At 63.4% G+C, this 22,934-nt stretch carries 28 protein-coding genes and 1 pseudogene; 18 read left to right on the top strand and 11 right to left on the bottom strand.

The genetic code is table 11. The annotated features are described in order from the left end of the window. The first annotated feature begins 42 nt into the window (after positions 1 to 42). Positions 43 to 687 carry an arylesterase gene (locus AC1DXN_RS12695; RefSeq protein ID WP_477270271.1) on the top strand — a complete coding sequence of 215 codons (645 nt, stop codon included), beginning with the start codon at positions 43 to 45 and terminating at the stop codon, positions 685 to 687. A gap of 131 nt (positions 688 to 818) precedes the next feature. Further along, entirely contained in the window at positions 819 to 1,415 is a 597-nt protein-coding gene (thpR, locus tag AC1DXN_RS12690; protein ID WP_477270269.1) for an RNA 2',3'-cyclic phosphodiesterase, read from the top strand. On the opposite strand, the gene AC1DXN_RS12685 is transcribed toward thpR, so the two are convergent. Further along, a complete protein-coding gene (locus AC1DXN_RS12685; RefSeq protein ID WP_477270267.1) occupies positions 1,319 to 1,837 on the bottom strand; it encodes a low molecular weight protein-tyrosine-phosphatase in 519 nt (172 codons plus the stop codon). The two genes, thpR and AC1DXN_RS12685, sit on opposite strands and share 97 nt — an antisense overlap. Positions 1,838 to 1,947: 110 nt before the next feature. Between AC1DXN_RS12685 and AC1DXN_RS12680 the strand changes: the two genes are divergently transcribed. From AC1DXN_RS12680 to AC1DXN_RS12670, 3 genes are all read left to right on the top strand, one after another. Further along, on the top strand, positions 1,948 to 2,241 hold the full coding sequence (locus tag AC1DXN_RS12680) for a 4a-hydroxytetrahydrobiopterin dehydratase (protein ID WP_477270265.1): 294 nt from the start codon (positions 1,948 to 1,950) through the stop codon (positions 2,239 to 2,241). A gap of 416 nt (positions 2,242 to 2,657) precedes the next feature. Then, positions 2,658 to 3,014 carry a YkvA family protein gene (locus tag AC1DXN_RS12675; RefSeq protein ID WP_477249540.1) on the top strand — a complete coding sequence of 119 codons (357 nt, stop codon included), beginning with the start codon at positions 2,658 to 2,660 and terminating at the stop codon, positions 3,012 to 3,014. 239 nt (positions 3,015 to 3,253) lie between these two features. Beyond that, positions 3,254 to 3,757, top strand: a complete 504-nt coding sequence (locus AC1DXN_RS12670) for an invasion associated locus B family protein (RefSeq protein WP_477249542.1) — start codon at positions 3,254 to 3,256, stop codon at positions 3,755 to 3,757. A gap of 103 nt (positions 3,758 to 3,860) precedes the next feature. Here AC1DXN_RS12670 and AC1DXN_RS12665 read toward each other — a convergent pair whose 3' ends face one another. Further along, positions 3,861 to 4,160, bottom strand: coding sequence for a hypothetical protein (locus AC1DXN_RS12665; RefSeq protein WP_477249544.1), 300 nt, complete (start codon positions 4,158 to 4,160; stop codon positions 3,861 to 3,863). 260 nt (positions 4,161 to 4,420) lie between these two features. Between AC1DXN_RS12665 and rlmN the strand changes: the two genes are divergently transcribed. The 4 genes and pseudogenes from rlmN to AC1DXN_RS12645 form a co-directional block, all read left to right on the top strand. Beyond that, the gene (rlmN, locus tag AC1DXN_RS12660; RefSeq protein WP_477421560.1) at positions 4,421 to 5,653 is read left to right on the top strand and encodes a dual-specificity RNA methyltransferase RlmN; all 1,233 of its coding nucleotides are present in this window, start codon (positions 4,421 to 4,423) and stop codon (positions 5,651 to 5,653) included. Further along, positions 5,650 to 6,099, top strand: coding sequence for a hypothetical protein (locus tag AC1DXN_RS12655; protein WP_477270261.1), 450 nt, complete (start codon positions 5,650 to 5,652; stop codon positions 6,097 to 6,099). The genes rlmN and AC1DXN_RS12655 overlap by 4 nt, the downstream gene beginning before the upstream one ends. Positions 6,100 to 6,243: 144 nt before the next feature. Beyond that, positions 6,244 to 7,467, top strand: a complete 1,224-nt coding sequence (locus AC1DXN_RS12650) for an argininosuccinate synthase (protein ID WP_477249547.1) — start codon at positions 6,244 to 6,246, stop codon at positions 7,465 to 7,467. A gap of 120 nt (positions 7,468 to 7,587) precedes the next feature. After that, a pseudogene (locus tag AC1DXN_RS12645) lies at positions 7,588 to 7,821 on the top strand (TetR family transcriptional regulator); the annotation flags it as partial. Positions 7,822 to 7,919: 98 nt separating this feature from the next. Here the strand turns inward: AC1DXN_RS12645 and AC1DXN_RS12640 are convergent. After that, complete coding sequence (locus AC1DXN_RS12640) at positions 7,920 to 8,717, bottom strand: lytic murein transglycosylase (protein ID WP_477270259.1); 798 nt, start codon at positions 8,715 to 8,717, stop codon at positions 7,920 to 7,922. Between the two features lie 266 nt (positions 8,718 to 8,983). Here AC1DXN_RS12640 and AC1DXN_RS12635 point away from each other — a divergent pair, with 266 nt between their 5' ends. The 7 genes from AC1DXN_RS12635 to rpsP all read left to right on the top strand — a co-directional run bounded on the left by AC1DXN_RS12635 (position 8,984) and on the right by rpsP (position 15,475). Then, on the top strand, positions 8,984 to 10,081 hold the full coding sequence (locus AC1DXN_RS12635; RefSeq protein WP_477270257.1) for a zinc-binding metallopeptidase family protein: 1,098 nt from the start codon (positions 8,984 to 8,986) through the stop codon (positions 10,079 to 10,081). A 65-nt stretch (positions 10,082 to 10,146) separates the two neighbouring features. After that, entirely contained in the window at positions 10,147 to 10,749 is a 603-nt protein-coding gene (locus AC1DXN_RS12630) for a DUF1236 domain-containing protein (protein ID WP_477249558.1), read from the top strand. A 147-nt stretch (positions 10,750 to 10,896) separates the two neighbouring features. Continuing rightward, complete coding sequence (locus AC1DXN_RS12625) at positions 10,897 to 11,862, top strand: lysostaphin resistance A-like protein (protein ID WP_477270255.1); 966 nt, start codon at positions 10,897 to 10,899, stop codon at positions 11,860 to 11,862. After that, positions 11,862 to 12,803, top strand: a complete 942-nt coding sequence (locus AC1DXN_RS12620) for a glycosyltransferase (RefSeq protein WP_477270253.1) — start codon at positions 11,862 to 11,864, stop codon at positions 12,801 to 12,803. The genes AC1DXN_RS12625 and AC1DXN_RS12620 overlap by 1 nt, the downstream gene beginning before the upstream one ends. Before the next feature lie 289 nt (positions 12,804 to 13,092). Further along, positions 13,093 to 14,688, top strand: coding sequence for a signal recognition particle protein (gene ffh / locus AC1DXN_RS12615; RefSeq protein WP_477270251.1), 1,596 nt, complete (start codon positions 13,093 to 13,095; stop codon positions 14,686 to 14,688). A 7-nt stretch (positions 14,689 to 14,695) separates the two neighbouring features. Further along, a complete protein-coding gene (locus AC1DXN_RS12610; RefSeq protein ID WP_095083976.1) occupies positions 14,696 to 15,022 on the top strand; it encodes a chorismate mutase in 327 nt (108 codons plus the stop codon). Between the two features lie 51 nt (positions 15,023 to 15,073). After that, complete coding sequence (gene rpsP, locus AC1DXN_RS12605; protein WP_477270249.1) at positions 15,074 to 15,475, top strand: 30S ribosomal protein S16; 402 nt, start codon at positions 15,074 to 15,076, stop codon at positions 15,473 to 15,475. Positions 15,476 to 15,538: 63 nt separating this feature from the next. Here the strand turns inward: rpsP and AC1DXN_RS12600 are convergent, their stop codons facing one another. The 5 genes from AC1DXN_RS12600 to AC1DXN_RS12580 form a co-directional block, all read right to left on the bottom strand. Further along, positions 15,539 to 15,802 (bottom strand): glycine zipper domain-containing protein, encoded by a 264-nt coding sequence (locus AC1DXN_RS12600; protein WP_477270247.1) that lies wholly within the window; start codon positions 15,800 to 15,802, stop codon positions 15,539 to 15,541. A gap of 99 nt (positions 15,803 to 15,901) precedes the next feature. Then, positions 15,902 to 16,429 carry an SRPBCC family protein gene (locus AC1DXN_RS12595; RefSeq protein WP_477270245.1) on the bottom strand — a complete coding sequence of 176 codons (528 nt, stop codon included), beginning with the start codon at positions 16,427 to 16,429 and terminating at the stop codon, positions 15,902 to 15,904. A 20-nt stretch (positions 16,430 to 16,449) separates the two neighbouring features. Next, positions 16,450 to 16,860, bottom strand: a complete 411-nt coding sequence (locus AC1DXN_RS12590) for a DoxX family protein (RefSeq protein ID WP_477270243.1) — start codon at positions 16,858 to 16,860, stop codon at positions 16,450 to 16,452. Positions 16,861 to 17,289: 429 nt separating this feature from the next. Next, the gene (locus tag AC1DXN_RS12585) at positions 17,290 to 18,195 is read right to left on the bottom strand and encodes a bestrophin family protein (protein ID WP_477270241.1); all 906 of its coding nucleotides are present in this window, start codon (positions 18,193 to 18,195) and stop codon (positions 17,290 to 17,292) included. Positions 18,196 to 18,206: 11 nt separating this feature from the next. Continuing rightward, positions 18,207 to 18,371 (bottom strand): hypothetical protein, encoded by a 165-nt coding sequence (locus tag AC1DXN_RS12580; protein WP_477270239.1) that lies wholly within the window; start codon positions 18,369 to 18,371, stop codon positions 18,207 to 18,209. Positions 18,372 to 18,380: 9 nt separating this feature from the next. Here AC1DXN_RS12580 and AC1DXN_RS12575 point away from each other — a divergent pair, with 9 nt between their 5' ends. Next, the gene (locus tag AC1DXN_RS12575; RefSeq protein ID WP_477270237.1) at positions 18,381 to 18,788 is read left to right on the top strand and encodes an ACT domain-containing protein; all 408 of its coding nucleotides are present in this window, start codon (positions 18,381 to 18,383) and stop codon (positions 18,786 to 18,788) included. Positions 18,789 to 18,791: 3 nt separating this feature from the next. Here the strand turns inward: AC1DXN_RS12575 and AC1DXN_RS12570 are convergent, their stop codons facing one another. The 3 genes from AC1DXN_RS12570 to AC1DXN_RS12560 all read right to left on the bottom strand — a co-directional run bounded on the left by AC1DXN_RS12570 (position 18,792) and on the right by AC1DXN_RS12560 (position 20,698). Beyond that, entirely contained in the window at positions 18,792 to 19,244 is a 453-nt protein-coding gene (locus AC1DXN_RS12570; RefSeq protein WP_477270235.1) for an N-acetyltransferase family protein, read from the bottom strand. 181 nt (positions 19,245 to 19,425) lie between these two features. Beyond that, a complete protein-coding gene (locus tag AC1DXN_RS12565) occupies positions 19,426 to 20,460 on the bottom strand; it encodes an aspartate-semialdehyde dehydrogenase (protein WP_477270233.1) in 1,035 nt (344 codons plus the stop codon). 106 nt (positions 20,461 to 20,566) lie between these two features. Continuing rightward, positions 20,567 to 20,698 carry a hypothetical protein gene (locus tag AC1DXN_RS12560; protein WP_477270231.1) on the bottom strand — a complete coding sequence of 44 codons (132 nt, stop codon included), beginning with the start codon at positions 20,696 to 20,698 and terminating at the stop codon, positions 20,567 to 20,569. Positions 20,699 to 21,043: 345 nt separating this feature from the next. On the opposite strand from AC1DXN_RS12560, the gene AC1DXN_RS12555 reads away from it, so the two are divergent. Then, complete coding sequence (locus AC1DXN_RS12555; protein ID WP_477270229.1) at positions 21,044 to 22,906, top strand: DEAD/DEAH box helicase; 1,863 nt, start codon at positions 21,044 to 21,046, stop codon at positions 22,904 to 22,906. Positions 22,907 to 22,934 lie beyond the last annotated feature (28 nt).

Genomic DNA, 22,934 nt, shown 5'->3' with positions numbered 1-22,934 from the left:
TTGTCGGGCCGGAAGAATCCTTGGTCATATGGGGCCTGCCGCATGTCTTTCAAACGCATCTTTGCCGCAGGCTTCATGCTTTTTCTTGGCCTCAGCAGTGCCGTCTCATTGGCGCACGCCGAGACGTTCAAGATCGTCGGCTTCGGCGACAGCCTGATGGCGGGCTTCAGCCTCGGCCCCGGCGAAGGGTTTACCGACAAATTGCAGGCAGCCCTTCGCGCCAGAGGTCTTGATGTGAGCGTCGCCAATGCCGGGGTTTCCGGCGATACGTCGAGCGGTGGCCTGGCTCGGCTCGACTGGTCGGTGCCGGACGGCGCAAATCTTGTCATCCTCGAGCTTGGCGCCAACGATATGCTGCGCGGCGTTTCACCCGACATTCCCGAAAAGAACCTGGACGAGATGCTGGCCAAGCTGAAACAGCGTAAGATTGCCGTGCTGCTGGCCGGCATGCGTGCTGCCCCCAATCTCGGTGCCGATTACCAGAACGCTTTCGACACAATCTATCCAAAACTGGCTGCGAAATACGACGTGCCGCTCTATCCGTTCTTTCTCGACGGCGTTGCCGGCAAAGCCGCTTTGCAGCTCGAAGACGGACTGCACCCAAACGCCCGGGGTGTCGACCAGATGGTCGAACGCATCCTGCCGACCGTGGAAAAGGCAATTGCCGCGGTGCAAGGCAATCCCTGAAGTGAGTTATTCCCGCGGCATGCCGTTGGGGAAGCTTGTCCGACGAGCCTGCGACCAACAAACCACTTGCCGAGTTTCAATATCGATGATTCGCTAGGGGCATAGTTCGATTCGAGGAAGGGAGGCTCTCCATGCCGCGTCTTTTCACCGCCCTCGAAATACCGCGTGACGCCGCTCTTTCGCTGTCCCTGCTCCGGGGCGGCCTGCCCGGAGCCCGCTGGATCGACGTTGAGAACTACCACATGACGCTGCGCTTCATCGGCGATGTCGAGGGCCATGTCGCCGACGAGATCGCCAATGCGCTCGACCGAATCCACCGCCCCTCCTTCTCGCTGACATTGTCGGGTGTCGGCGCTTTCGGCCAGAAGAAGCCGCATGCGGTGTGGGCCGGCGTTTCAGCTTCGCCCGATCTTTCCGCCCTGCAGGGCGAGATCGACCGCATCTGCCAGCGGCTCGGCCTCCCCGCCGACCCGCGCAAATTCACCCCGCATGTGACGCTGGCGCGCCTGCGCAATTCGAGCCCGCTCGACGTTGCCCAGTACCTGTCGGCACGCGGCAATTTTTCGACACTGGCGTTCCGTGTCGGCCGCTTCGTCCTGATGTCGTCGCGCGATTCGGTCGGCGGCGGACCCTACATCGTCGAGGAGGCCTGGCCGCTGTCGGGCACCGATGCCCGTGTCGCGAGCCGCGTCGACAGCATCTCCGACGCGTCGCGGATCATGCGGTAGACCAAAGCGAACGCGTCGGCGCCGTCATAATAGGGATCCGGCACGTCGCCCGCCTTTCCCTCGGCGAACTCCAGGAACAGATGCACCCGGTCGCGCAGGGCGGCCGGCGCCAGCGCTTTCAGGTCCCGGACGTTCGACCGGTCCATGCCCAAAATCAGGTCGAAACGGGAAAAGTCGTCCGGCGTCACCTTGCGCGCTCTCTGACTGGAAATGTCGATGCCGTGCCGCGCGGCGATCGAGATCGAGCGCGGATCCGGAGCAGAGCCAACCTCCCAGCCGCTGGTTGCGGCTGAATCGAGCAGGATATCCTGATGTTGCCCGCGCTCGGCCAGCACCGCGCGAAAGGTGCCTTCGGCCAATGGCGAACGGCAGATGTTGCCGAGGCAGACGAAGAGAATGGATTTTATGGGCTTCGCGCTCATCGATCCGGCATTTTGTCTTGCTGCATGTCGTTATCCCAAAACCGCGACACACTTTTGGGCGACATGCATTATGGTGAAGGTCATTTTTCGAGATAGCACAGGAAGCTGATATGACGAGAGAGAAACTGGGCAAGGAAGCCATCACTGCGGCGCTGGCCGAACTCGGTGGCTGGACGTTGGCCGCGGATGGCGCCTCGATCAAGCGCACCTTCACCTTCAAGAATTTTTCCGAGGCCTTCGCCTTCATGACCCGCGTCGCTTTGGCGGCGGAGAAGATGGATCATCACCCCGACTGGTCGAACGTCTACAAGACCGTGGACGTGACGCTGAACACCCACGACGCCGGCGGCGTCACCGCGCTCGACATCGAACTGGCGAAGAAGATGAACAGATATGTCGGCTGAGGGCAGGAGCGCAAGTAGCCTCGCTTCGTCATCCTAGGGCGAAGCAGGAGCGAAGCTCCGTCGCGAAGACCCTAGGATCCATGCCGCGACCTTGGGCAAAGGGTGCAACGGTGCTGAATTCTGTACCGTCGCGGAGCTCGAAAGCAACGGCATGGATCCTCGGGTCTGCGCCGCGTCGCTTCGCTCCTTGCTTCGCCCGTGGATGACGAAGGGAGGGGCGTTTCGGCCAATCTCCAAAGAGAGCTGCCGCCAAGGAGTTACCCCCGGCATCATCTGCACCGTCCGGTTCCGGCAACGTTCCGTTCGATTTTGGGATCAGGGATCGACTAGACTCTTGTAGCGGACCTTGGCTTTCACCACATTTTCCCTCGCAGGCGCCAACGCAACGATGCGCTTGAGCCCGCAAGGAGAGACTGATGGCGCAACAACCCGGTTTTGATTTCTTCGGCTTTGGCGGCAGCGATGAAGGCGAAGTGCGCGAGAAATTCTGGCGCACGGCCAAGAAGGCGGCCCGCCAGATCCCGTTCATGGAAGAGGTGGTTGCCGCCTACTACTGCGCCATGGACAAGAAGACGCCGGTGCGCGCCAAGGGCATTTTGCTGGCGGCGCTCGGCTATTTCGTGCTGCCGGTCGATGTCATCCCCGACTTCGTCTTCGGGCTTGGTTTCACCGACGATATCGCTGTGCTGACCGCCGCGATCACCGCCGTCAGCGCCCACATCACGCCGGCGCACCGCCTCGCCGCCAAGCGGGCGATTGCCGACAAGAGCTGAGCCGGCAGTCCAGTTGAAAAGTCAAACTCTTGCCGCTTTCGTGGCCTCCAAGTCGCGCCAGGGACATTCTGACGGTCGCTTTTCGGCAGGCGGCGGGGAAATGGCGGTGGTTTCCCGGGGTGAATGTCCTTTTCGCGAGGGAAATTCACCGTTTGGTAACCCAGATTAAATCAAAATGAAGCGACGGGCAGGACGCCAGACCGGCCTGCCGCCGCACCAGTTGGAATACGGGAAAAACGATGCGCGGATTGATTGCTACAGTTTCGAGCCTGGTCCTGGTGGCCTTGACAGCGCCGGCGCTGGCGCAGACCGCGACCAAGACCGGCCAGCACAATGCCTGGGGCACCTACAGCTACCAGGCTTCCGGCGGCAAGGTCTGCTACGTGCTGACCGTGCCGACCGACAAGCAGCCGCCGACGCTCGACCATGGCGACATGTTCTTCTTCGTCAGCCAGCGACCGGGACAGCAGGTGTCCTACGAGCCGCAATTCATTGCCGGCTACAAATTCCAGGAGGGCTCCAAGGCCACCGTCACCATCGACAAGAAGTCCTTCTCGATGTTCACGCGCGGCAAGTCGGCTTGGGTGGAGAATGCCGCCGAGGAGCCGGTGCTGATCGCCGCGATGAAGACCGGCACCGACATGAAGGTGTCGGCCAAGTCCGGTCGCGGCAACCCCACCTCCTACGTCTTCTCGTTGAAAGGCATTTCAGCGGCGCTGACGTCGATCGCCAAGTGCAAGTAGGCAAGGCTTGTAACTAGGCAACTTCGTTTTGCAATGACAGGCCGGGCCGCAAAGCCCGGCCTTTTTGCTTTTTCAGGCCGGCGTGCGTGCCGGCGGTTCAGTCTTACATGGCCATTTTTTCACATTCGGCCTGGGCTTTCTTGGTCGACGTATCGATCATGAAGGCTTTGCCCTTGGCGTCGGTCATCATCATCATGCAGTGCTTGATCGGCTTTGCCATCTTCATCATCTCGGCGCCCATCTTTGCATCCGGCATCATGGTGCCCATATGCCCGTCCGGCATGATCGCCATCACTTCTCCACCCTTCATCATGGTCATCGTGCCCATCGCGTCTTCGGCAAATGCCGGCGAGGCGGAAAGGCCGACGAGGCCGGCAATGACGGCGAGCTTGATAGAGTTCATTCTGCATACTCCCATTTTGTAGGGGCATAGTTGCCCCCTTCGGACTTCGAAGGCGCGATGGGAATCGTTACGCAAACACACGACTATGTGATCGGTCCATTTGCAGCGCGAGGACTGGGCAGGGTGCCAGATGGCCGTAGCGAGCTATCAGCCGCTGCATTCCCCGCGCATGACTCTGCCCCCAACCTGTGCTATGCGCCGCGCTTCAATTCCGGCACGATGCTGAAATCGGCCGCAAACCGCTTATATCAAGTGCCACCATGACCCTTTCATTCGATCTCACCATTGAGGGCGCTCGTGACGCGTTGCGCGCCCGCGCCGCGCCCGAGAAGCCGTCGCTGATCGGCCTGACCCGGGCCGAGCTTGGCGAGGCCCTCGTTGCATCAGGCATCGTGCCGGAGCGCCAGGCCAAGATGCGCGCCCAGCAGCTGTGGCACTGGATGTATGTGCGCGGCGTTTCCGACTTTGCCGGCATGTTCAACATCTCCAAGGATCTTCGCGCCGAGCTGGACAAGCATTTTACCGTCGCCAGGCCGGAAATCGTCGAGGAGCAGATTTCCGCCGACGGCACCCGCAAATGGCTGTTCCGCTTTCCGCCACGCGGCGCCGGCCGTCCGGTCGAGATCGAGACCGTCTATATTCCCGAGGAAGGCCGCGGCACGCTCTGCATCTCATCGCAGGTCGGCTGCACGCTGACCTGCTCGTTCTGCCACACCGGCACGCAGAAGCTGGTGCGCAATCTGACGGCGGAGGAAATCCTCGCCCAGCTTCTGACCGCCCGCGACCGGCTCGGCGATTTCCCCGACCGCGACACGCCCGACGGCGCCATCGTGCCGGCCGAGGGCCGCAAGGTGTCCAACATCGTCATGATGGGCATGGGCGAGCCGCTCTACAATTTTGAAGCCGTCAAGAAGGCGCTGCTGATCGCTTCCGACGGCGACGGCCTGTCACTGTCCAAGCGCCGCATCACCCTGTCGACCTCCGGCGTCGTGCCCGAAATCTTCCGCACCGGCGAGGAGATCGGCGTCATGCTGGCGATTTCGCTGCATGCAACCAATGACGATCTGCGCGACCTCCTGGTGCCGATCAACAAGAAGTATCCGCTGAAGGAGCTGATCGCGGCCTGCCGCGMCTATCCCGGCCTGTCSAACGCCMRSCGCATCACCTTCGAATATGTSATGCTSAAGGRCGTSAACGATTCCATCGAGGACGCCAAGGGGCTGATCAAATTGCTCAAGGGCATTCCGGCCAAGATCAAYCTGATCCCGTTCAAYCCSTGGCCMGGCACCWWCTACSARTGCTCGGACTGGGAGACGATCGAGAAGTTTGCCGACTACATCAACAATGCCGGCTACGCCTCGCCGATCCGCACCCCGCGCGGCCGCGATATTTTGGCCGCCTGCGGCCAGCTCAAGTCGGACTCCGAGCGCATGCGGAAAGTGGACCGGCTGGCGCTGGAAGCCATGATGATCGCGGGGCACGGCGAGGCGTGAACCGTCTCGTCGCCTATCTCATCCGCTTTGCCGTCATCCTGATCGGCTATGTCGTCGCCTCGCTGGCGGCCAGCGCCTTTCTCAACATCATGGTGCTGGCGTCGCTTGGCTACGCGCCGGAGCATGCCCACCCGACGGCGACCGCATCGCTGTATTTTTCAATTCCCTTCGTGGCGCTGTTCGTCGCCTATTTCGCTTTCATGCCGGCGGCGATCGTCATCATTGTCTCGGAAATCCTCAGCCGTCGCGACTGGCTGTTCTATGCGCTCGCTGGCGCGGTGGTGGCGGCGGTCTTCCTCGGCTTCGTCCACCGGACCGCCGATGCCAATTTCGACGTCACCGACACCAGCGCCGTGTTGGCGGTGGTCGGCTGCGGCATGGTCGGGGGCATTTTCTACTGGCTGAGCGCCGGGCGCTGGGCCGGAAGCTGGCGGCAAGCCACCTGAAGGTTCGCTGTAGCGCCTATTTCGTCTACGCCGTCGGCGTCTGGTCCAGTGGCTGCGGCGACCGAAGGCCCGTTCGTCCCTTGCGTTAGCCGGAAACGCCGTGATACCTCGCCCGCCGAGAACTCGTGATCGCGGAACCGCCAAATGCAAAAAGCAAAAGACGTCAAGAAGGTCGTGCTCGCCTATTCCGGCGGCCTCGACACCTCCATCATCCTGAAATGGCTGCAGACCGAACTCGGCGCCGAAGTCGTCACCTTCACCGCCGACCTCGGCCAGGGTGGCGAACTGGAGCCGGCGCGCCGCAAGGCCGAGATGATGGGCATCAAGGACATCCGCGTCGTCGACGTGCGCGAGGAATTCGTCTCCGACTTCGTCTTTCCGATGTTTCGCGCCAATGCCGTCTATGAAGGCACCTATCTGCTCGGCACCTCGATCGCCCGGCCGCTGATCTCCAAGCACCTGGTCGAGATCGCCAAGGAGACCGGCGCCGATGCGATTGCGCACGGCGCGACCGGCAAAGGCAACGACCAGGTCCGTTTCGAGCTGTCGGCCTATGCGCTGAACCCCGACATCAAGGTCATCGCGCCCTGGCGCGACTGGTCGTTCAAGTCGCGCACCGATCTGATCAACTTTGCCGAGCAGCACCAGATCCCGGTGCCGAAGGACAAGAAGGGCGACGCGCCGTTCTCGGTCGACGCCAACCTTCTGCATTCCTCCTCCGAGGGCAAGGTGCTGGAGGATCCATGGGTGGAGCCGCCGGAGTTCGTCCACCAGCGCACCGTCTCGCCGATGGACGCCCCGGACAAGGTCACCGAAATCGAGATCGAATTCCTCAAGGGCGATCCGATTGCGCTCAACGGCAAGAAACTGTCGCCGGCAACGATGCTGGCCGCGCTCAACGACCTCGGCCGCGACAACGGCATCGGCCGGCTCGACCTAGTCGAGAACCGTTTCGTCGGCATGAAGTCGCGCGGCGTCTACGAGACCCCCGGCGGCACCATCCTGATCGCCGCACACCGGGCCATCGAATCGATCACGCTCGATCGCGGTGCCGCGCATCTCAAGGACGAGTTGATGCCGCGCTATGCCGAGCTGATCTACAACGGCTTCTGGTTCGCGCCCGAGCGGCTGATGCTGCAGGCGATGATCGACAAGAGCCAGGAAGACGTCGAAGGGACGGTGCGGCTGAAGCTCTACAAGGGCAACGTCATGGTCAACGGCCGCAAGTCGAAAAAGACGCTCTATTCCGACGCGCTGGTCACCTTCGAGGACGATCGTGGCGCCTACGACCAGAAGGACGCTGCCGGCTTCATCCGCCTCAACGCGCTGAGGCTGAGGACGCTTGCCGCGCGCAACCGCAAGGCTTGATATCCGAACAGCAGCGCGGGGCCGACCTCATCAACGCTGAAACGGCTCAGGAAACCCGGCGGAGACGCCGGGTTTTTGTTTGCTAATATAATGGAAGTCAATACCCGCCAGGATCACTTCGCCGACGCAGATCTGAATGTCGCGATATGGTCGCTCTGGAACTATGTCATGGGCGCCACCGTCACCCGGGCGAGCTTCGACCTCTCGGAAGACGACAGGGCCGCCGCGCGGCAGCGCCTTCTCACCGAACGCTACCCGACGATCGAACGCTCCCACCTGCTGTTGGATGACGATTGGGATGGTGCTTTCCGCAAAGGCCTCGGCTTCCTGCTCGACGGCCTCACTCCAGGATAATGAATCGGCCGGAGTGACTGGGGTTTTTGCCCCTGGACCATCAACAAAAAGCCCGGCACATGGCCGGGCTTCTTTTGTCGAATGGAGATTTCTATCCGTCAGTCGCCGTCGATCGCCGTGGCGATCTGGGCGATGGCCTGCTGGTAGACGCTCGCGGAATTCCAGCCGGCAATGGCGCCCATATTCGCACTTGCGCTGGCACCCGCCCGCCAGCCATGCGCCTTGAGGAAGTTGGCGGTGGAAGCCAGCGCCGTCGCCTTGTCGCGCAGATTTCCGTTGCCGACGCCATACTTCAAGACATTTCCGGGCAGGAACTGCGTATGGCCGATCTCGCCATGCGCGGCGCCGGTCGACGAGGCGCTCAGCGCGCCGCGATCGACCAGCTTCAGCGCCGCAATGGCATGCGGGTAGAAGAACCCCGGGCGGCGGCAGTCATAGGCAAGCGTCAGAATGGCCGAGACCGTATTCTGGTTGCCCATGGCGGAACCGAAGCCGGTCTCCATGCCCCAGATGGCCAGCAACACGCCCGGCGAGACGCCGTAATTGCTCTCGATCCTTTCGAAAAGTGCTGCGTTCTGCTTCTTCAGCGAACGGCCTTTGGAAATGATCGAGGCCCCGCCACGGCGCTTCATGAAAGCGTCCACCGAACCGCTGAACGCCTTGTGGATGGCGCGGTCGACGGAGATCGTCTTTGTTGCGTAGCTGGCGCCAGCCAGAGCGGCCAGACCCTTGGCGCCGACACCTTCGGACTTGGCCTCCGCGGCGAACTCCGGCTTCCAGGCGTCGAAGCCGGCGCCGGTTTTGCCACAGCTGGCCGCCGCTTGCGCGCCCGTCGCCAGCGCAAGCACCGCCACCGCCGCGGCCACAAAAATCCTACCCTTGGCAAAAAATGCCATGCTGTTCTCCTGATTTGCCTGAATCACGTCCCGGTTGCGAATTTGCCAGCGAAACGTGCACTTGTCACTGTCTGCCGGCGCTGCGCTGGCCAATGCAGGGGAATTTGCCTACGATCAAGGGATTACTGTGGCGAGAATGCAAGTTGAAGCCCGATTGGTCCATCTGCCGCATCGCTGATCGGGCTTTTCGGCAGGGAATGCCGGCCGATGGCAGGCGTTTGGGGCGGCCGCGCACTATATCCCTGCCCTGACCATTTGAGGCCGAGATGAAACTCTTCGACTGCCCCCATTGCGGCCACCGCCTCTATTTCGAGAACGCCCAGTGCCTGAACTGCGCCAGCCCGGTGCTGTATGATCCCGAGCATGCGCGCTTTGCGCTGTCGGGTGTCGACGGCATCTTCCAATGCACCAACGCCGACGAATGCGCCTGCAACTGGATGGCCGAGCCGGGCCACGCCTTTTGCCGCGCCTGCGTGTTGAACCAGCTGATCCCCAATCTTTCCGTCGACGGCAACCGCAGTCGCTGGATCCGCGTCGAAGCGGCCAAGAAGCGCGCCATCTATTCGCTGCTCGCCTTTGGATTGCCGGTGGCGCCCAAGCAGGGCGCTGCCGACGAAATTGGCCTTGCCTTCGACTTGCTTGCCGATCCGATCGGCGGCGGTCCCGGCGGCGAGCGCATCCTGACCGGTCACGACAACGGTCTGATCACGCTCAACGTCGCCGAGGCTGATTCAGCCGAGCGCGAAAAGCGGCGGGTCGAGATGGGCGAGAACTACCGCACGCTGCTCGGTCATTTCCGCCACGAGCTCGGCCACTATTACTGGGACCGCTTGATCCGCGACGATCCGCAGCGGCTCGCGGCCTTCCGCGCCCTGTTCGGCGATGACCGCGCCGATTACGAGCAGGCGCTGAAGACCTATTATGCCAATGGTGCTGCGTCGGACTGGCAACAGGGCCACATCTCGGCCTATGCGACGTCCCACCCGTGGGAGGACTGGGCCGAGACCTGGGCGCACCATCTGCACATCACCGATACGCTGGAGATGGTGCATGCGCTGAACTTTCCGCTTGGCCGGCTGGAAACCGTGGAAACCAACACTCTGCCGCAAGGCGACACCGGCGGCAGGCCGCAGGCCGCACCCGCCGAACCTGCCGCCACGCCAGAACGCTTTGAAGATGTTCTCGCCCGCTGGCTGGTGCTGTCGGAGGCCTCCAACTCGATCAATCGCTGCATGGGCCTGCCCGACCTCTACCCGTTCGTCATCTCGGACGTGACCGCGCAAAAACTGGCTTTCGTTCATGAACTGCTGACCGGTTTGCCGAAAGAAAGGGGAATAATTCGTGAGCCGGCCCAGGCATTTTAGCCGGAACGCATAAGGCTGTGCTTCGTTTCCGTTTCGCGAGGGACTACGAAAACGGAGAGAATGCCATGAAACGGATACTGTTTCCTGCCGTCGCCGGGGCGCTCGTCGCCATGTCCGGCGCGGCTTTGGCCGATACCGCGGTATCTGCTGTCACCGATCTCAACGTGCGCGCCGGCCCTGGCCCGCAATATCCGGTCATCGGCGTGCTGGCCGCCGGCCAGTCGGCAACGCTCAATGGCTGCATCGAAAACAGCAAATGGTGCACCATCGCCGAGGCCAATGGCCAAGGCTGGGTCTATTCCGACTATGTGACGGCCGATTTCGGCGGCAACGCAGTCGTGCTGACACGGCGTCCGGCCGACGCCGGCATAGCGGTCGTCGAGGCGCCGGCCGACGACAGTGACTATCCCGACAGCTATACCGGTGCCATCATCTCGGCCGAACCGGTCGATCCGATCGCCAGGCCGCCGGCTGAAGTGGGCACGTATATCAGCACCCACCGGCTCGACCCAGTCTATCTCGATGGCGAGGTGGTGACGGGCGCGACCTTGCCTGACACCGTCGAACTGCGCGAAATCCCCGACTACAACTACCGCTATGTCTATGTGAACGGTCAGCCGGCCCTGGTTGACCCGCAGACACGCCGCATCATGTACGTCGTGCGCTGACGCGGAACCGCTCAAACGGGCGGCCGCCGGCGCAGGCGGCCCCCGCCCCATTTTGGCCCGCGCGCATGAGACCTACGAGGATGATTGCGCGCGAGGCCCCGATCCCATAGATCATGCGACCCGAAAGCGTTCGGCAAGGGGACCCGCGTGATCATCGACAATGCCGCCTTCGAGCGCTACCGGCGTTCGCCGAACGACAAGACGACCTTGCCGCGCCTGCTGCTCGGAACGGTGATCGTCGTCGTCTTCTGGTTGGCAGTCACCGTGGTCGTGGTGTTTGGCGGCACCTATGCCTTTGTTGTCTGGATGGCCTCGACCGGCGGCTCGGTCGGCATCCAGCCGGTGCAGAATTTTCTGGCATCGCCCCCCGGCATTCTCGTTGCGCTGAGCTCGTTCGCCGGCATCTGGCTCGGCCTGTGGGTGGCCATGCGCTGGGTCCATGGCGAGGCACTGGCGGCGCTGATCGGTGCCAGCCGCCGAGTTTCGCGCAACGGCTTCCTGAAAGGCCTGGCCGCGGTGCTGATCACCTCGCTGTTTTCCGAAATCCTGCTCTATTGGTTGCAGCCCGGGATCGCACGCGGCGCAATCAGCCTGTCGTCCTGGCTGCTGTACCTGATCCCGATCGTTGCGCTCACCTTGCTGCAGACATCGTCCGAGGAGGCGCTTTTCCGCGGCTATCTGCTCAGAGGCCTGGCCAGCCGTTTCGAGAACCCGTTCATCTGGGCGCTGCTGCCGGCGCTGCTGTTCACCGCATTGCACTGGAGCACGAGTTCGACCGCCGCCATCAACGGCAGCGTGCTGGCCTCGATCGCCGCCTTCGCGTTGCTCTTGACGCTTCTGGTCTATATCACCGGCAACCTCGGCGCCGGCTTCGGCGCCCATCTTGGCAACAACCTGACCGGGTTCCTGCTGATTTCGCATCAGGAAAGCTACAATTCCTTCGCTTTGTTCAACGCCAAGCCGCTCGAAGGCGCCGACTGGACGACGACGAATGCAGTTCTCATCGCGACGATCGGCATCGTCAGCAGCCTGTTGACGATCCTGCTGCTGCTGCACCCGCGCTCGCCGCTGAAGGTCGAACCCGGCTTTTCGCGCACCGGCGGACCAGGCTGATGCGCATCACCCTGGTCGCTTCGGGTGTGCTCCCTGCGAGGGGCTATGGCGGCACTGAGCGCCAGGTCGATTGGCTGACGACCGAGCTGGTGCGCGCCGGCCACCATGTCGTGTTGATTGCCGGCGCCGGCTCAAGCCATCCGCTTTGCGAGGTGCGCGGCGTATCGTCGGAAGCGCAATGCCGGGCGGCCATTCCGGTGGATACCGACATCGTCCATTTCAACGGCTGGTACGTCGAGGTTCCGTTTCCGACCCTCAACACCGAGCACGGCTATTTGCCGGGCGAACCCAGGCGGCAGAAAAACTGGAATTTCGTCAGCGCCAGCCATGCGCGCAATCACGGCCGGAAGACCTTCGTCTACAACGGCTTTCCCGCCGATTCCTATCGGCTGGCCAGCTCGAAGAATGACCGCCTGCTGTTTCTGGCCGGCATCGCGCGCGCCGGCAAGAACCTCAATCGTGCCGTCGACCTTGCCAGGAGACACCATTTCCGCCTCGACATCGCCGGCGGCGCGCGCTGGACACTGCTGACGCGCAGCCAGGTCCGGCGCGACGGTGTGTTCTTCAAGAGCCTGGGGTCACGCTATCGTTTCCACGGCACCGTCGATGGCGACGAAAAGCTGCGTCTGCTGGGTGAGGCAAAAGCCTTCCTCAACCCGATCGCCTGGGAAGAGCCGTTCGGCATGGCGCCGGTCGAGGCCATGCTGTGCGGGACGCCGGTGCTGAGCACGCCGCGCGGCGCCTTGCCCGAGATCGTCGATGGCGACACGGGGCTGCTGTTCGACACCGACGCGGACTTCGCCGTCGCCCTCGATGCGGTTGCTGGGCTTTCCCCGCAACGCTGCCGCGACTCCGCCGCCGACCGGTTTCCGATCGCCAAAACCGCGAAGGGCTATCTCGATCTTTACGCCCGCATCCTCGACGGCGAAGTGCTGCCATGAGCCGCATCCCGCCCAGACCTTGACTCTTCGCCGGATTTCCTGTCTACAGCCCGCGAAATCCGCGACGAGTATCCCTCCGAGCAAGCCGACCAGGACGCCGAAACCTCTTTGAGGTGAAGTGCTGTAAATCGATCCTGGAGGCCAACACCCGGCAGCGCTGAGCGCCCCCGGGTGCTTTTTGGCTTTGCGCTTGCCCGGGCTTTGTTTGGACAAGCTCTTTTGTTTGGACACTTGGCGCGAACGCATTACCTCTCGGGCACCATCCGGGTGCCAGGGAAAAGGAAAAAGAATGTTTGAATCGCTACAGGAACGTCTTGGTTCGATCCTGAACGGCCTGACCGGCCGCGGCGCGCTGTCGGAGGCCGATGTCTCGGCGGCGCTGCGCGAGGTGCGCCGTGCGTTGCTCGAGGCCGACGTGGCGCTGGAAGTGGTGCGTTCCTTCACCGACAAGGTGCGCGAAAAGGCCGTCGGCGCCGCCGTGGTCAAGTCGATCAAGCCGGGACAGATGGTCGTCAAGATCGTCCATGACGAGCTGGTCGACATGCTCGGCTCCGAAGGCGTCGCCATCGACCTCAACGCGCCGGCCCCGGTCGTCATCATGATGGTCGGCCTGCAGGGCTCGGGCAAGACGACGACATCGGCCAAGATCGCCAAGCGCCTTTCCGAGCGTCAGAACAAGAAGGTTCTGATGGCCTCGCTCGACACCCGGCGTCCGGCCGCGCAAGAGCAGCTTCGCCAGCTCGGCGAACAGATCAAGGTCGCGACGCTGCCGATCATTGCCGGTCAGAACCCGGTCGACATCGCCAAGCGCGCCGTGCAGGCAGCCAAGCTCGGCGGCCATGACATCGTCATCCTCGACACTGCCGGCCGCACCCATATCGACGAGCCGCTGATGGTCGAGATGGCCGACATCAAGAAGGTGTCGAGCCCGCACGAAATCCTGCTGGTCGCCGATTCGCTGACCGGCCAGGACGCCGTCAACCTGGCGAAAAGCTTTGACGAGCGCGTCGGCATCACCGGCCTGGTGCTGACCCGCATGGACGGCGACGGCCGCGGCGGTGCAGCCCTTTCGATGCGCGCCGTCACCGGCAAGCCGATCAAGCTCATCGGTACCGGCGAAAAGATGGACGGGCTGGAGGAATTCCACCCCAAGCGCATCGCCGACCGCATTCTCGGCATGGGCGACATCGTCTCGCTGGTCGAAAAGGCCGCCGAAAACATCGACGCCGAACAAGCGGCGGCGATGGCCAAGAAAATGCAGTCGGGCAAGTTCGATTTGAACGACCTCGCCGGCCAGCTTCAGCAGATGTCGAAAATGGGCGGCATGGGCGGCATCATGGGCATGATGCCCGGCATGGGCAAGATGAAGGACCAGATGGCCGCCGCCGGCCTCGACGACAAGATGTTCGGCCGCCAGCTCGCCATCATCTCGTCGATGACCAAGGCCGAGCGCGCCAACCCGGACCTGCTGAAACATTCGCGCAAGAAGCGCATCGCCGCCGGCTCCGGCACCGATGCGGCCGAAATCAACAAGCTTCTGAAAATGCATCGCGGCATGGCCGACATGATGAAGGCGATGGGCGGCAAGGGCAAAGGCGGCGGCCTCATGCGCGGCATGATGGGCGGCCTCGCCTCCAAGATGGGTCTTGGCGGCATGATGCCCGGCGGCATGGGTGGTATGGGCGGCGGCATGCCCGATTTGTCGAAGATGGACCCCAAGCAGCTCGAAGCCTTGCAGAAGCAGGTGCCCGGCCTCGGTGGCATGAAGGGCTTGCCTGGCGGCCTTCCCGGCGGTGGCTTGCCCGGTCTGCCCGGTGGCATGAAGCTTCCGGGTCTTCCCGGCCTCGGCGGCGGCGGTCTGCCCGGTCTCGGCAAGAAGAAGTGAGGGCGTCATGAACGAAGAAAAGGACATGGCCGACGCACGCACCATCCTGGCCGACTACCGCGCCTCGATCGACAACATCGACGCGGCACTCATCCATATGCTGGCCGAGCGCTTCCGCTGCACCAAGGCCGTCGGCGTGCTGAAGGCGACACATGGTCTGCCGCCGGCCGACCCGGCGCGCGAGCAGCAGCAGATAGCCCGCCTTCGCCAGCTGGCGAAGGATGCCCACCTCGACCCGGATTTCGCGGAAAAATTCCTCAACTTCGTCGTCCGCGAAGTGATCCGACATCACGAACAGATCGCCGCTTCCAACGGCGTGACGAAAGCCGGCTAATAAACCAGCCACAACCAACCAACGAAATCAGAATTGTTAGGAGAAACAGAAATGCCGTTGAAAATCAGACTGGCCCGCGCGGGCTCGAAGAAGCGTCCCTACTACCACGTCGTCGTCGCCGACGCCCGTTCGCCGCGCGACGGCCGGTTCATCGAGTCGCTCGGCTCGTGGAACCCGCTGCTGCCCAAGGACGGCGAGCGCGTCAAGGTTGACGCCGACCGCGTCAAGCATTGGCTGTCGCACGGCGCCCAGCCGACCGACCGCGTGCTGCGCTTCCTCGACGAAGCCGGCATTGCCAAGCGCGACGCCCGCTCCAACCCGAAGAAGGCCGAGCCGGGCAAGAAGGCGCAGGAGCGCTCTGCCCTGCTGAAGAAGGCGCAGGAAGATGCCGCCGCCGCTGTTGCTGCCGCGGCAGCCGCACCGGCCGAGGCGGCAGCCGCCACAGCCGAGTAATTCACGATCCATCATTCACGAAAACGGCGGGCCTGTGCCCGCCGTTTTTGTTGTGTCGTCCGGTCAATAGCCGTCGGGACAGCGGGCGATATAGGTACGTCCGTAGCGGTCGCGGTAGCGGCAGCGGTCCGGTTCGTTGGCCCGGCCGATGAGCGCGCCGGCGACGGCCCCGACAGCACCACCAACGACAGCGCCTTCCACCGGATCATTTGCCACCGCGGCGCCTATGGCCGCACCGCCCAGGCCACCAACCGCCGCGCCTTTTTCCGTTTGCGAGCAGGCGCCGAGCGGTAGCAGCAACACCATCAAAAGCATGATCTTTTTCATCGTCGTTCCTCTCCCAAGGGGCAAACTTTTCACCCGCCGTGGATCGACAACGCACGAAAACGTGATTTGATCCCTTAGGAGAGCGACAAAGCGATTGCCTTACTTTTCCGCAGCTCTTTTCAAACTGGCGAGACCGGCCTCGAAGTCCTTGCCGACCAGCCTGTCGAAGTTCATGAACACGCCGATCAGCTTGGCCATGAACGGGTAGCGGCCGCGCATGGCCCAGGTGACGGTGGTTGCGTTGCCGGCCGGCTTCAAGGTGAACTCGACCGTGTTGTTGGCCTTGAACGGCTTCTCGAAGTCGAGCTTCAGCGCAATCAGCGAAGACGGCACCGAACCGGTGATTTCCATGCGACCTATGCCGGCCTTGCCGCCGCTGTGCCAGGCATAGGCGGCGCCCTTGCCGCTGTCGGCGCCGGAGAAAGTGCGCTTCATCGCCGGGTCGAGTTTCTCGTAAGGCGACCAAACGCTCCAGCGCCTGAAATCGTTGATCTCAGGAAAGATCGCCTCGGGCAACGCATTGATGCTGGCCGAGCGGCTGACGATGAAATCATCCGGCCGTGTCGCGGCATAGATGAGCACGGCGGCGATCAGCACAACCAGGATGACGATGATGGTGGTGAGCATTCTTTTCTTCTTGTGTGCGCTTATCGGGTGAACGGAACGAGGGCACGCAGCCGGGGGTCCCTGAGATACAGGCCGCCCCACAGGATGATGCCAAGATAGACGCCGAACAGCGTGTGCGAAAACAGCGGGTTGTCGACGCGCACATTGGTGGCGATGGCGCCGCCCATATAGGCGGTGAGCAGGATGGCGCCGAGCACTGCGGTGCGTGGCAGCGCATAGAGCGCCGTCGAGACCAGGCCGATGATGCCGAGCAGGCGCGCAACATTGGGATCGGCCGGCCAGCCGAGCGGCACCATGGACTGGGTGACGATGTCGAGCGGCGGCAATTTGATGACGCCGTCGAAGATCATGAACAGCACGATGATGGCGCTGAGCACCCGGCCGGTCCACAGGGCGCCGGATGAGACGGGCGCGGTTTGGGAAATGGTCATTGGTGTTCCTCCGTTTGGTTCGGGCACTGGCGGTTTTGCCAGGGTTGAACCAAGGACGGGGCACGGGGCGATGATCCGACAGGGTCGGGATTCTTTTTCGGCGGTGGGTCCTCCACAGCAGGGTCAAAGTAGGCCGCTGGCCGCCGCGCCTTCGTCATCCTCGGGCTTGACCCGAGGATCCATGCCGCGACATCAGGCGAAGAATGCGGCGGTCAAGAAGGAAGCGTCCATTCGCTGCGAAGAAGAGTGCTCGCTTGTGGTCCGTCTTCGCGTACCACAGGCATCACGGCATGGATCCTAGGGTCTCCGCGACGTCGCTGCGCTCCTGCTTCGCCCTAGGATGACGAAGGGAGGGATGTTCCAGCTATTCTCGAAGGTTTGCTGACCACCGAAGCATCAACGTTCACTGCCTATCGGCCTCGCGAAGACCTACGAAAAATAAAACTTCTCCGCCGCAATCATCTTCGGCGGCGTCTCGCCCAACGCCTCGAACACCGAGATTTCGCAGACGCGGCAGAGACCGTCGAGCGCCAGATCGTTGGCCTCGGTGCCGAACGGATCCTCGAGTTCTTCCGACAGCGCGTCGAGACCGAAGAAAGTGTAGGCGATCAGCGCCGTGAACAGCGGCGTCGCCCAGCCGGCGGCCGAGGCCAGCCCGAATGGCAAAAGCAGGCAGAAGATGTAGGCGGTCCGCTGCAGGAGCAGCGTGTAGGCAAAGGGCAGCGGCGTCCCGGCGATGCGCTCGCAGCCGGCCTGCGCAGCGGCGATTTCCGACAGCCGCTCATCGAGGATGCGGTAGCCGATCGTATCGATGGCACCTGCCTTGCGAAGTGCCGCGATGCGTCCGCCCATCCGCCGCACCATGGCGTCCGGTGCGTTGGCGGCCTTGGCGGCGCCTTCAACGTCGTTGCCGATGAAGGTGCGGGCTTCCGCCGTGGCGTCGACGCGCCTGAGCAGGCCGCGCAGGAAGTGACAGAAGGCGGTTGCTTCCATCAGCAGGCCGCGCAGTTCGGTGCGGTCCTCGATCAGGCCGCTCGACGCGCGCGCGAGATTGCGGATGTCGAAGACCAGTTGGCCCCACAGCTTGCGCGCTTCCCACCAGCGGTCATAGGCGGCGTTGTTGCGAAAGCCCAGATAGATTGACAGTGCGACGCCGAGCAATGCGAAGGGTGCCGTGCCGGCATTGCCGAAGTCGAGCTTCAATGCCCTGACGATGACCACCACCATCGCGCCATAGGCGGCAAAGCCGAAGATTTGCGGCAGGATGCGCGGCACCACGGAGCCGCGCATGATAAAGAACAGATGCAGGAATCCCGGACGCGGGCGAACGATCATCGAAACCCCTTTCACGGACCGGCGCCGGTCCTGAGCCCGTCTAGTGTGCAATGCACCGGCAAGGCAAGCTCGGCCGCCAGCGACATCGCCATGTCGCCCAAGTGGGGGACTACCGGCGCGATGCCGGCCGGTCCAAGGACGAAGCGGGACAGTTCCCGCAGCTTGGGAACGCCCAAGGAGGCACCATGACCGGCGAGACCGATCTGAAAAAGCTGCTGGCGTCGATGACGCCCGAACTGCTTCCGGCCATCCATGTCTTCGTCACGCTCGCACCTGGCGCTGCGCAGCCGCAAGGCGTCGACCCGGTGATGGTCTTTCGCGAACGAGAGGGTCTGACATTGATCGTGACCGAGGGCGCGGCAAGAGCAGCCGGCCTAGCCGCTTCGTTCCGCTGCCGCATGATCACGCTAAACATCCATTCGTCGCTGGACGCGGTCGGCTTCCTCGCCGCCATCACGACGCGGCTCGCCGCTGCCGGCATGGGCGTCAATCCGGTCTCGGCTTTCTATCACGACCATCTGTTCGTGCCGGCCGACCGGTCCGAAGAAGCGATGGAACTGCTGCGCCAGTTGGCCAAGGACAGCGCCGGCTGAGCTTCACAAGCGGCGGACGTAGAGAATATCCGGCAGGCCTTCCTCATTGGTGGTGCCGTCGCCGAACGACTCGGCGCGAAAACCGTGTCGCTCATAGAAACGCCGGGCGCCGGTGTTGGCCTGGAAGCAATGCAGTTTCACGATCCGTAGCGCGGCGGTCGCTTGCACCAGCAACCGGCTCCCGATGCCTTGTCCCGTCCAGGCCGGGTCGAGATAGAGCTGCTCCACCCAATCGCCGCTGACGGCAATGAAGCCGACGATATTCTCGGCGACCTCGGCGACCGTCACCTGCTGCCGGGGCAGCACGATGTCGCGGATGAAGGCAAGATCCTCGTCCGGCGTGTGGATGACCGGCATCCAGTCGAACGAGCCAAGCGCTGCCCGCATGAGCCTGGCGATGGCAGTGGTGTCGGAGCTGGTGGCCGGGCGAAGCGTGACTTTGGCCGAATCGTTCAAAAAGCATCTCTCTACAGAGGCCCGTGCCGCCCCTCATCCCCCTGCCGGGACCTTCTCCCCGTGAACGGGGAGAAGGAGGCTAACGGCCGAAGGCCGAGCCCGCGACTGCGGGCCGCCGGCTTTCCGGCGCCCCCGCGGAGGGCCCGCCGCGGCAGCGGCGATACGGCCCGTGAGCGAAAAACTATGCCGCCTTCTTCTTCGGCTGGATCAGACCGCGCTCGACCAGAAGCTCGGCGATCTGCACCGCGTTGAGCGCGGCACCCTTGCGCAGATTGTCGGAGACGATCCACATCGACAGGCCGTTGTCGATGGTCGAATCCTCGCGGATGCGCGAGATGAAGGTGGCGTCCTCGCCGGCCGATTCGAGCGGCGTGATGTAGCCGCCGTCCTCGCGCTTGTCCAAGACCTGGCAGCCGGGAGCCTCGCGCAGGATGTCGCGCGCCTCGTCGGCGGTGATCGGCTTTTCGAACTCGATGTTGACCGCTTCCGAATGGCCGATGAACACCGGCACCCGCACGCAGGTTGCCGTCAGCTTGATCTTGGGGTCGAGCATCTTCTTGGTCTCGGCGACCATCTTCCACTCTTCCTTGGTAAAGCCGTCGTCGAGGAAGACGTCGATATGCGGAATGACGTTGAAGGCGATGCGCTTGGTGAACTTCTTGACGTCGACCTGGTCGGCGACGAAGACCGCGCGGGTCTGGGTAAAGAGCTCGTCCATGCCTTCCTTGCCGGCGCCCGAGACCGACTGGTAGGTGGCGACGACGACACGCTTGATGGTGGCGAAGTCGTGCAGTGGCTTCAGCGCGACAACCAGCTGCGCCGTCGAGCAGTTCGGATTGGCGATGATGTTCTTGCGGGTGAACAGCGAGATCGCGTCCGGGTTCACCTCAGGCACGATCAGCGGCACGTCCTGGTCGTAGCGGAAGGCCGACGAATTATCGATGACGACGCAGCCCTGCTTGCCGATCTTCGGCGACCATTCCTTGGAAACAGCGCCGCCGGCCGACATGATGCAGATGTCGGTGTCGGAAAAATCATACTGGTCGAGCGTCCTGACCTTCAGCGTGCGGTCGCCGAACGACACTTCGGTGCCCTGGCTGCGCCGCGAGGCCAGCGCCACTACTTCGCTCACCGGAAAGCCGCGCTCTTCCAGTATGTTGAGCATTTCCCGGCCCACATTGCCCGTGGCACCGACGATCGCAACCTTGAAACTCATAGTGATCTCCTGTCCCTCTCCGCTCGGTTTTTGGAGAAAACCCGCCGGCCAATGCGGGTTTCGTCCCCCGGGCCGAACCCGGGAGAGGGTGGTTAGGCCAAGGGAATCACACCGTTTTGGTGGTGGTTTTGGCCATGGTTTTGCTGGAACGAGGAGACGCGCCGACGCGCCCGGCCCAATGATTTGCATTGTGGCCAGGGAAATCGAATGCAAGAAACGCCATCAAAAGGCCGCGCATCGAAAACTGTCCTGTTCGGTGCCGGCTTTTACGCGGTTTGCGTCAAGAGTCAATTGGTGGTCCTTCCTTCTCCCCTTGTGGGAGAAGGTGGATCGGCGCGCAGCGCCGAGACGGTTGAGGGGTGTTGGACGGAGCGCGGTGGGTGCCAAGCTGGAGCACCCCTCATCCGACCGAGCTTCGCTCGGCCACCTTCTCCCACAGGGGGAGAAGGGAAGCACGCCACGGCTTGCCCTGTACAAGAGAGGCGGCAGGAAGTACGAACGGCCAAGATTGTTTGGTTGGCGCTGCGCCAGCCCCGGCTCGCGCTCCCTGACGAGCGCAGACCCCGAATTCCGAAAGAGTGAGATGTCCAACTTCGAAGCTATTGTCCCGGCGCTGGCAAAGGCGCTGGAAAAACGCGGCTATTCCGAGCTGACGGCGGTGCAGAAGGCGGTGCTGGAGCTCGGCCAGGCCGATGCGCTGGTTTCCGCCCAGACCGGCTCCGGCAAGACCGTCGCCTTCGGCCTGGCGCTGGCGCCGACGCTGCTTGGCGATGCCGAGCGCTTTGTCCATGCCTCGGCACCGCTGGCGCTGGCGGTGGCGCCGACGCGCGAACTGGCGCTGCAGGTCACCCGCGAGCTGGAATGGCTTTACGAACTGACCGGCGCCACGGTGGCCTCCTGCGTCGGCGGCATGGACATGCGCACCGAAAAGCGGGCGCTGGAGCGCGGCGCCCATATCGTCGTCGGCACCCCCGGCCGGCTGCGCGACCACATCACCCGGCACTCGCTCGACATGTCGGCGCTGAAGGCCGTGGTGCTCGACGAGGCCGACGAGATGCTCGATCTCGGCTTTCGCGAGGATCTGGAATTCATTCTCGACGCGGCACCAGCCGCCCGCCGCACGCTGATGTTCTCGGCCACCGTGCCGCGCTCCATCGCCACGCTGGCCAAGGGCTACCAGCGCGACGCGGTGCGCATCTCGGCCGCGGGTGAGGAAAAGCAGCATCTCGACATAGAATACCGGGCGCTGAGCGTCGCCCAGGCCGACCGCGAGAACGCCATCATCAACGTGCTGCGCTATTACGAGGCCAAGAACGCGCTGGTGTTCTGCAACACCCGCGCCGCGGTGAACCACCTCACCGCGCGTTTCAACAACCGCAATTTTTCCGTCGTGGCGCTTTCCGGCGAGCTCAGCCAGAACGAGCGCAGCCATGCGCTGCAGGCGATGCGCGACGGCCGTGCCAAAGTCTGCATCGCAACTGACGTGGCGGCGCGCGGCATCGACCTGCCCAACCTCGAACTGGTGATCCACGCCGATTTGCCGACCAACCCGGAAACGCTGCTGCACCGCAGTGGGCGCACCGGACGCGCCGGGCGCAAGGGCGTCAGCGCGCTGATCGTGCCCAACAATGCCCGCAAGCGCACCGAACGGCTGCTCCAGAATGCCGGGCTCAAGGCGACATGGGCGAGCCCGCCCTCGGCCGACGACGTGATCCGCCGCGACGATGAACGCATTCTCGCCGATCCAGCTTTCGACGAGCCGGTAAAGGATGACGAGCGCGGCTTCATCGACGCGCTGCTCGCCCGGCACGGCGCCGAACAGGTGGCGGCCGCCTTCGTGCGCCAGTGCCGCGCCAGCCGTTCGGCGCCCGAGGATCTCATGGAAATCGCGCCGTTCACGCCTTCGCGTGAAAGACCGGCGGGCGAAACCTTCGCGCGCCGCGACGAGGCCCCCAGCCGCCGCGACGATTTCGGCGACAGCGTCTGGTTCTCGGTTTCGGTGGGGCGGCGGCAGAATGCCGAGCCGCGCTGGCTGATCCCGATGCTGTGCCGCACCGGCGGCATCACCAAGCGCGAGATCGGCGCCATCAAGATGCAGCCGGAGGAAACCTTCGTGCAGATTTCGGCCGACTGGGCCGACCGCTTTCTCGCCGCCATCGGCCCCGACCGCAAATTGCAGAACAACATCGCGGTGAAGCGGCTGGACGGCACACCCGATCTGTCGCGCGCCGGCTATCAGCCGCCAAATCCGGACAAGAAGCCACACCGCGGCAAGGGGACGTTCGACCCGAACGCGCCGAAGCGCAAATTCGAGAAGCGGCCGCCGGCAGCGGGCGATCAGCGCCCGGCATTCGAGGCAAAGCCGTGGGCTCCGAAAGCGGGCAAGCCGAAATTCGACAAGGCCGGACCGCCGAAACACAAGAAGTCGAAGAACCGGCCGGCCTGATTTCCGCCGCTGGCGTATGCCCCCTTGC

This window comes from Mesorhizobium sp. P2_H9, from assembly GCF_056403215.1.
The sequence above is the reverse complement of the archived record's forward strand: the minus strand, read 5'-3'. Positions and strand labels throughout refer to the sequence as shown.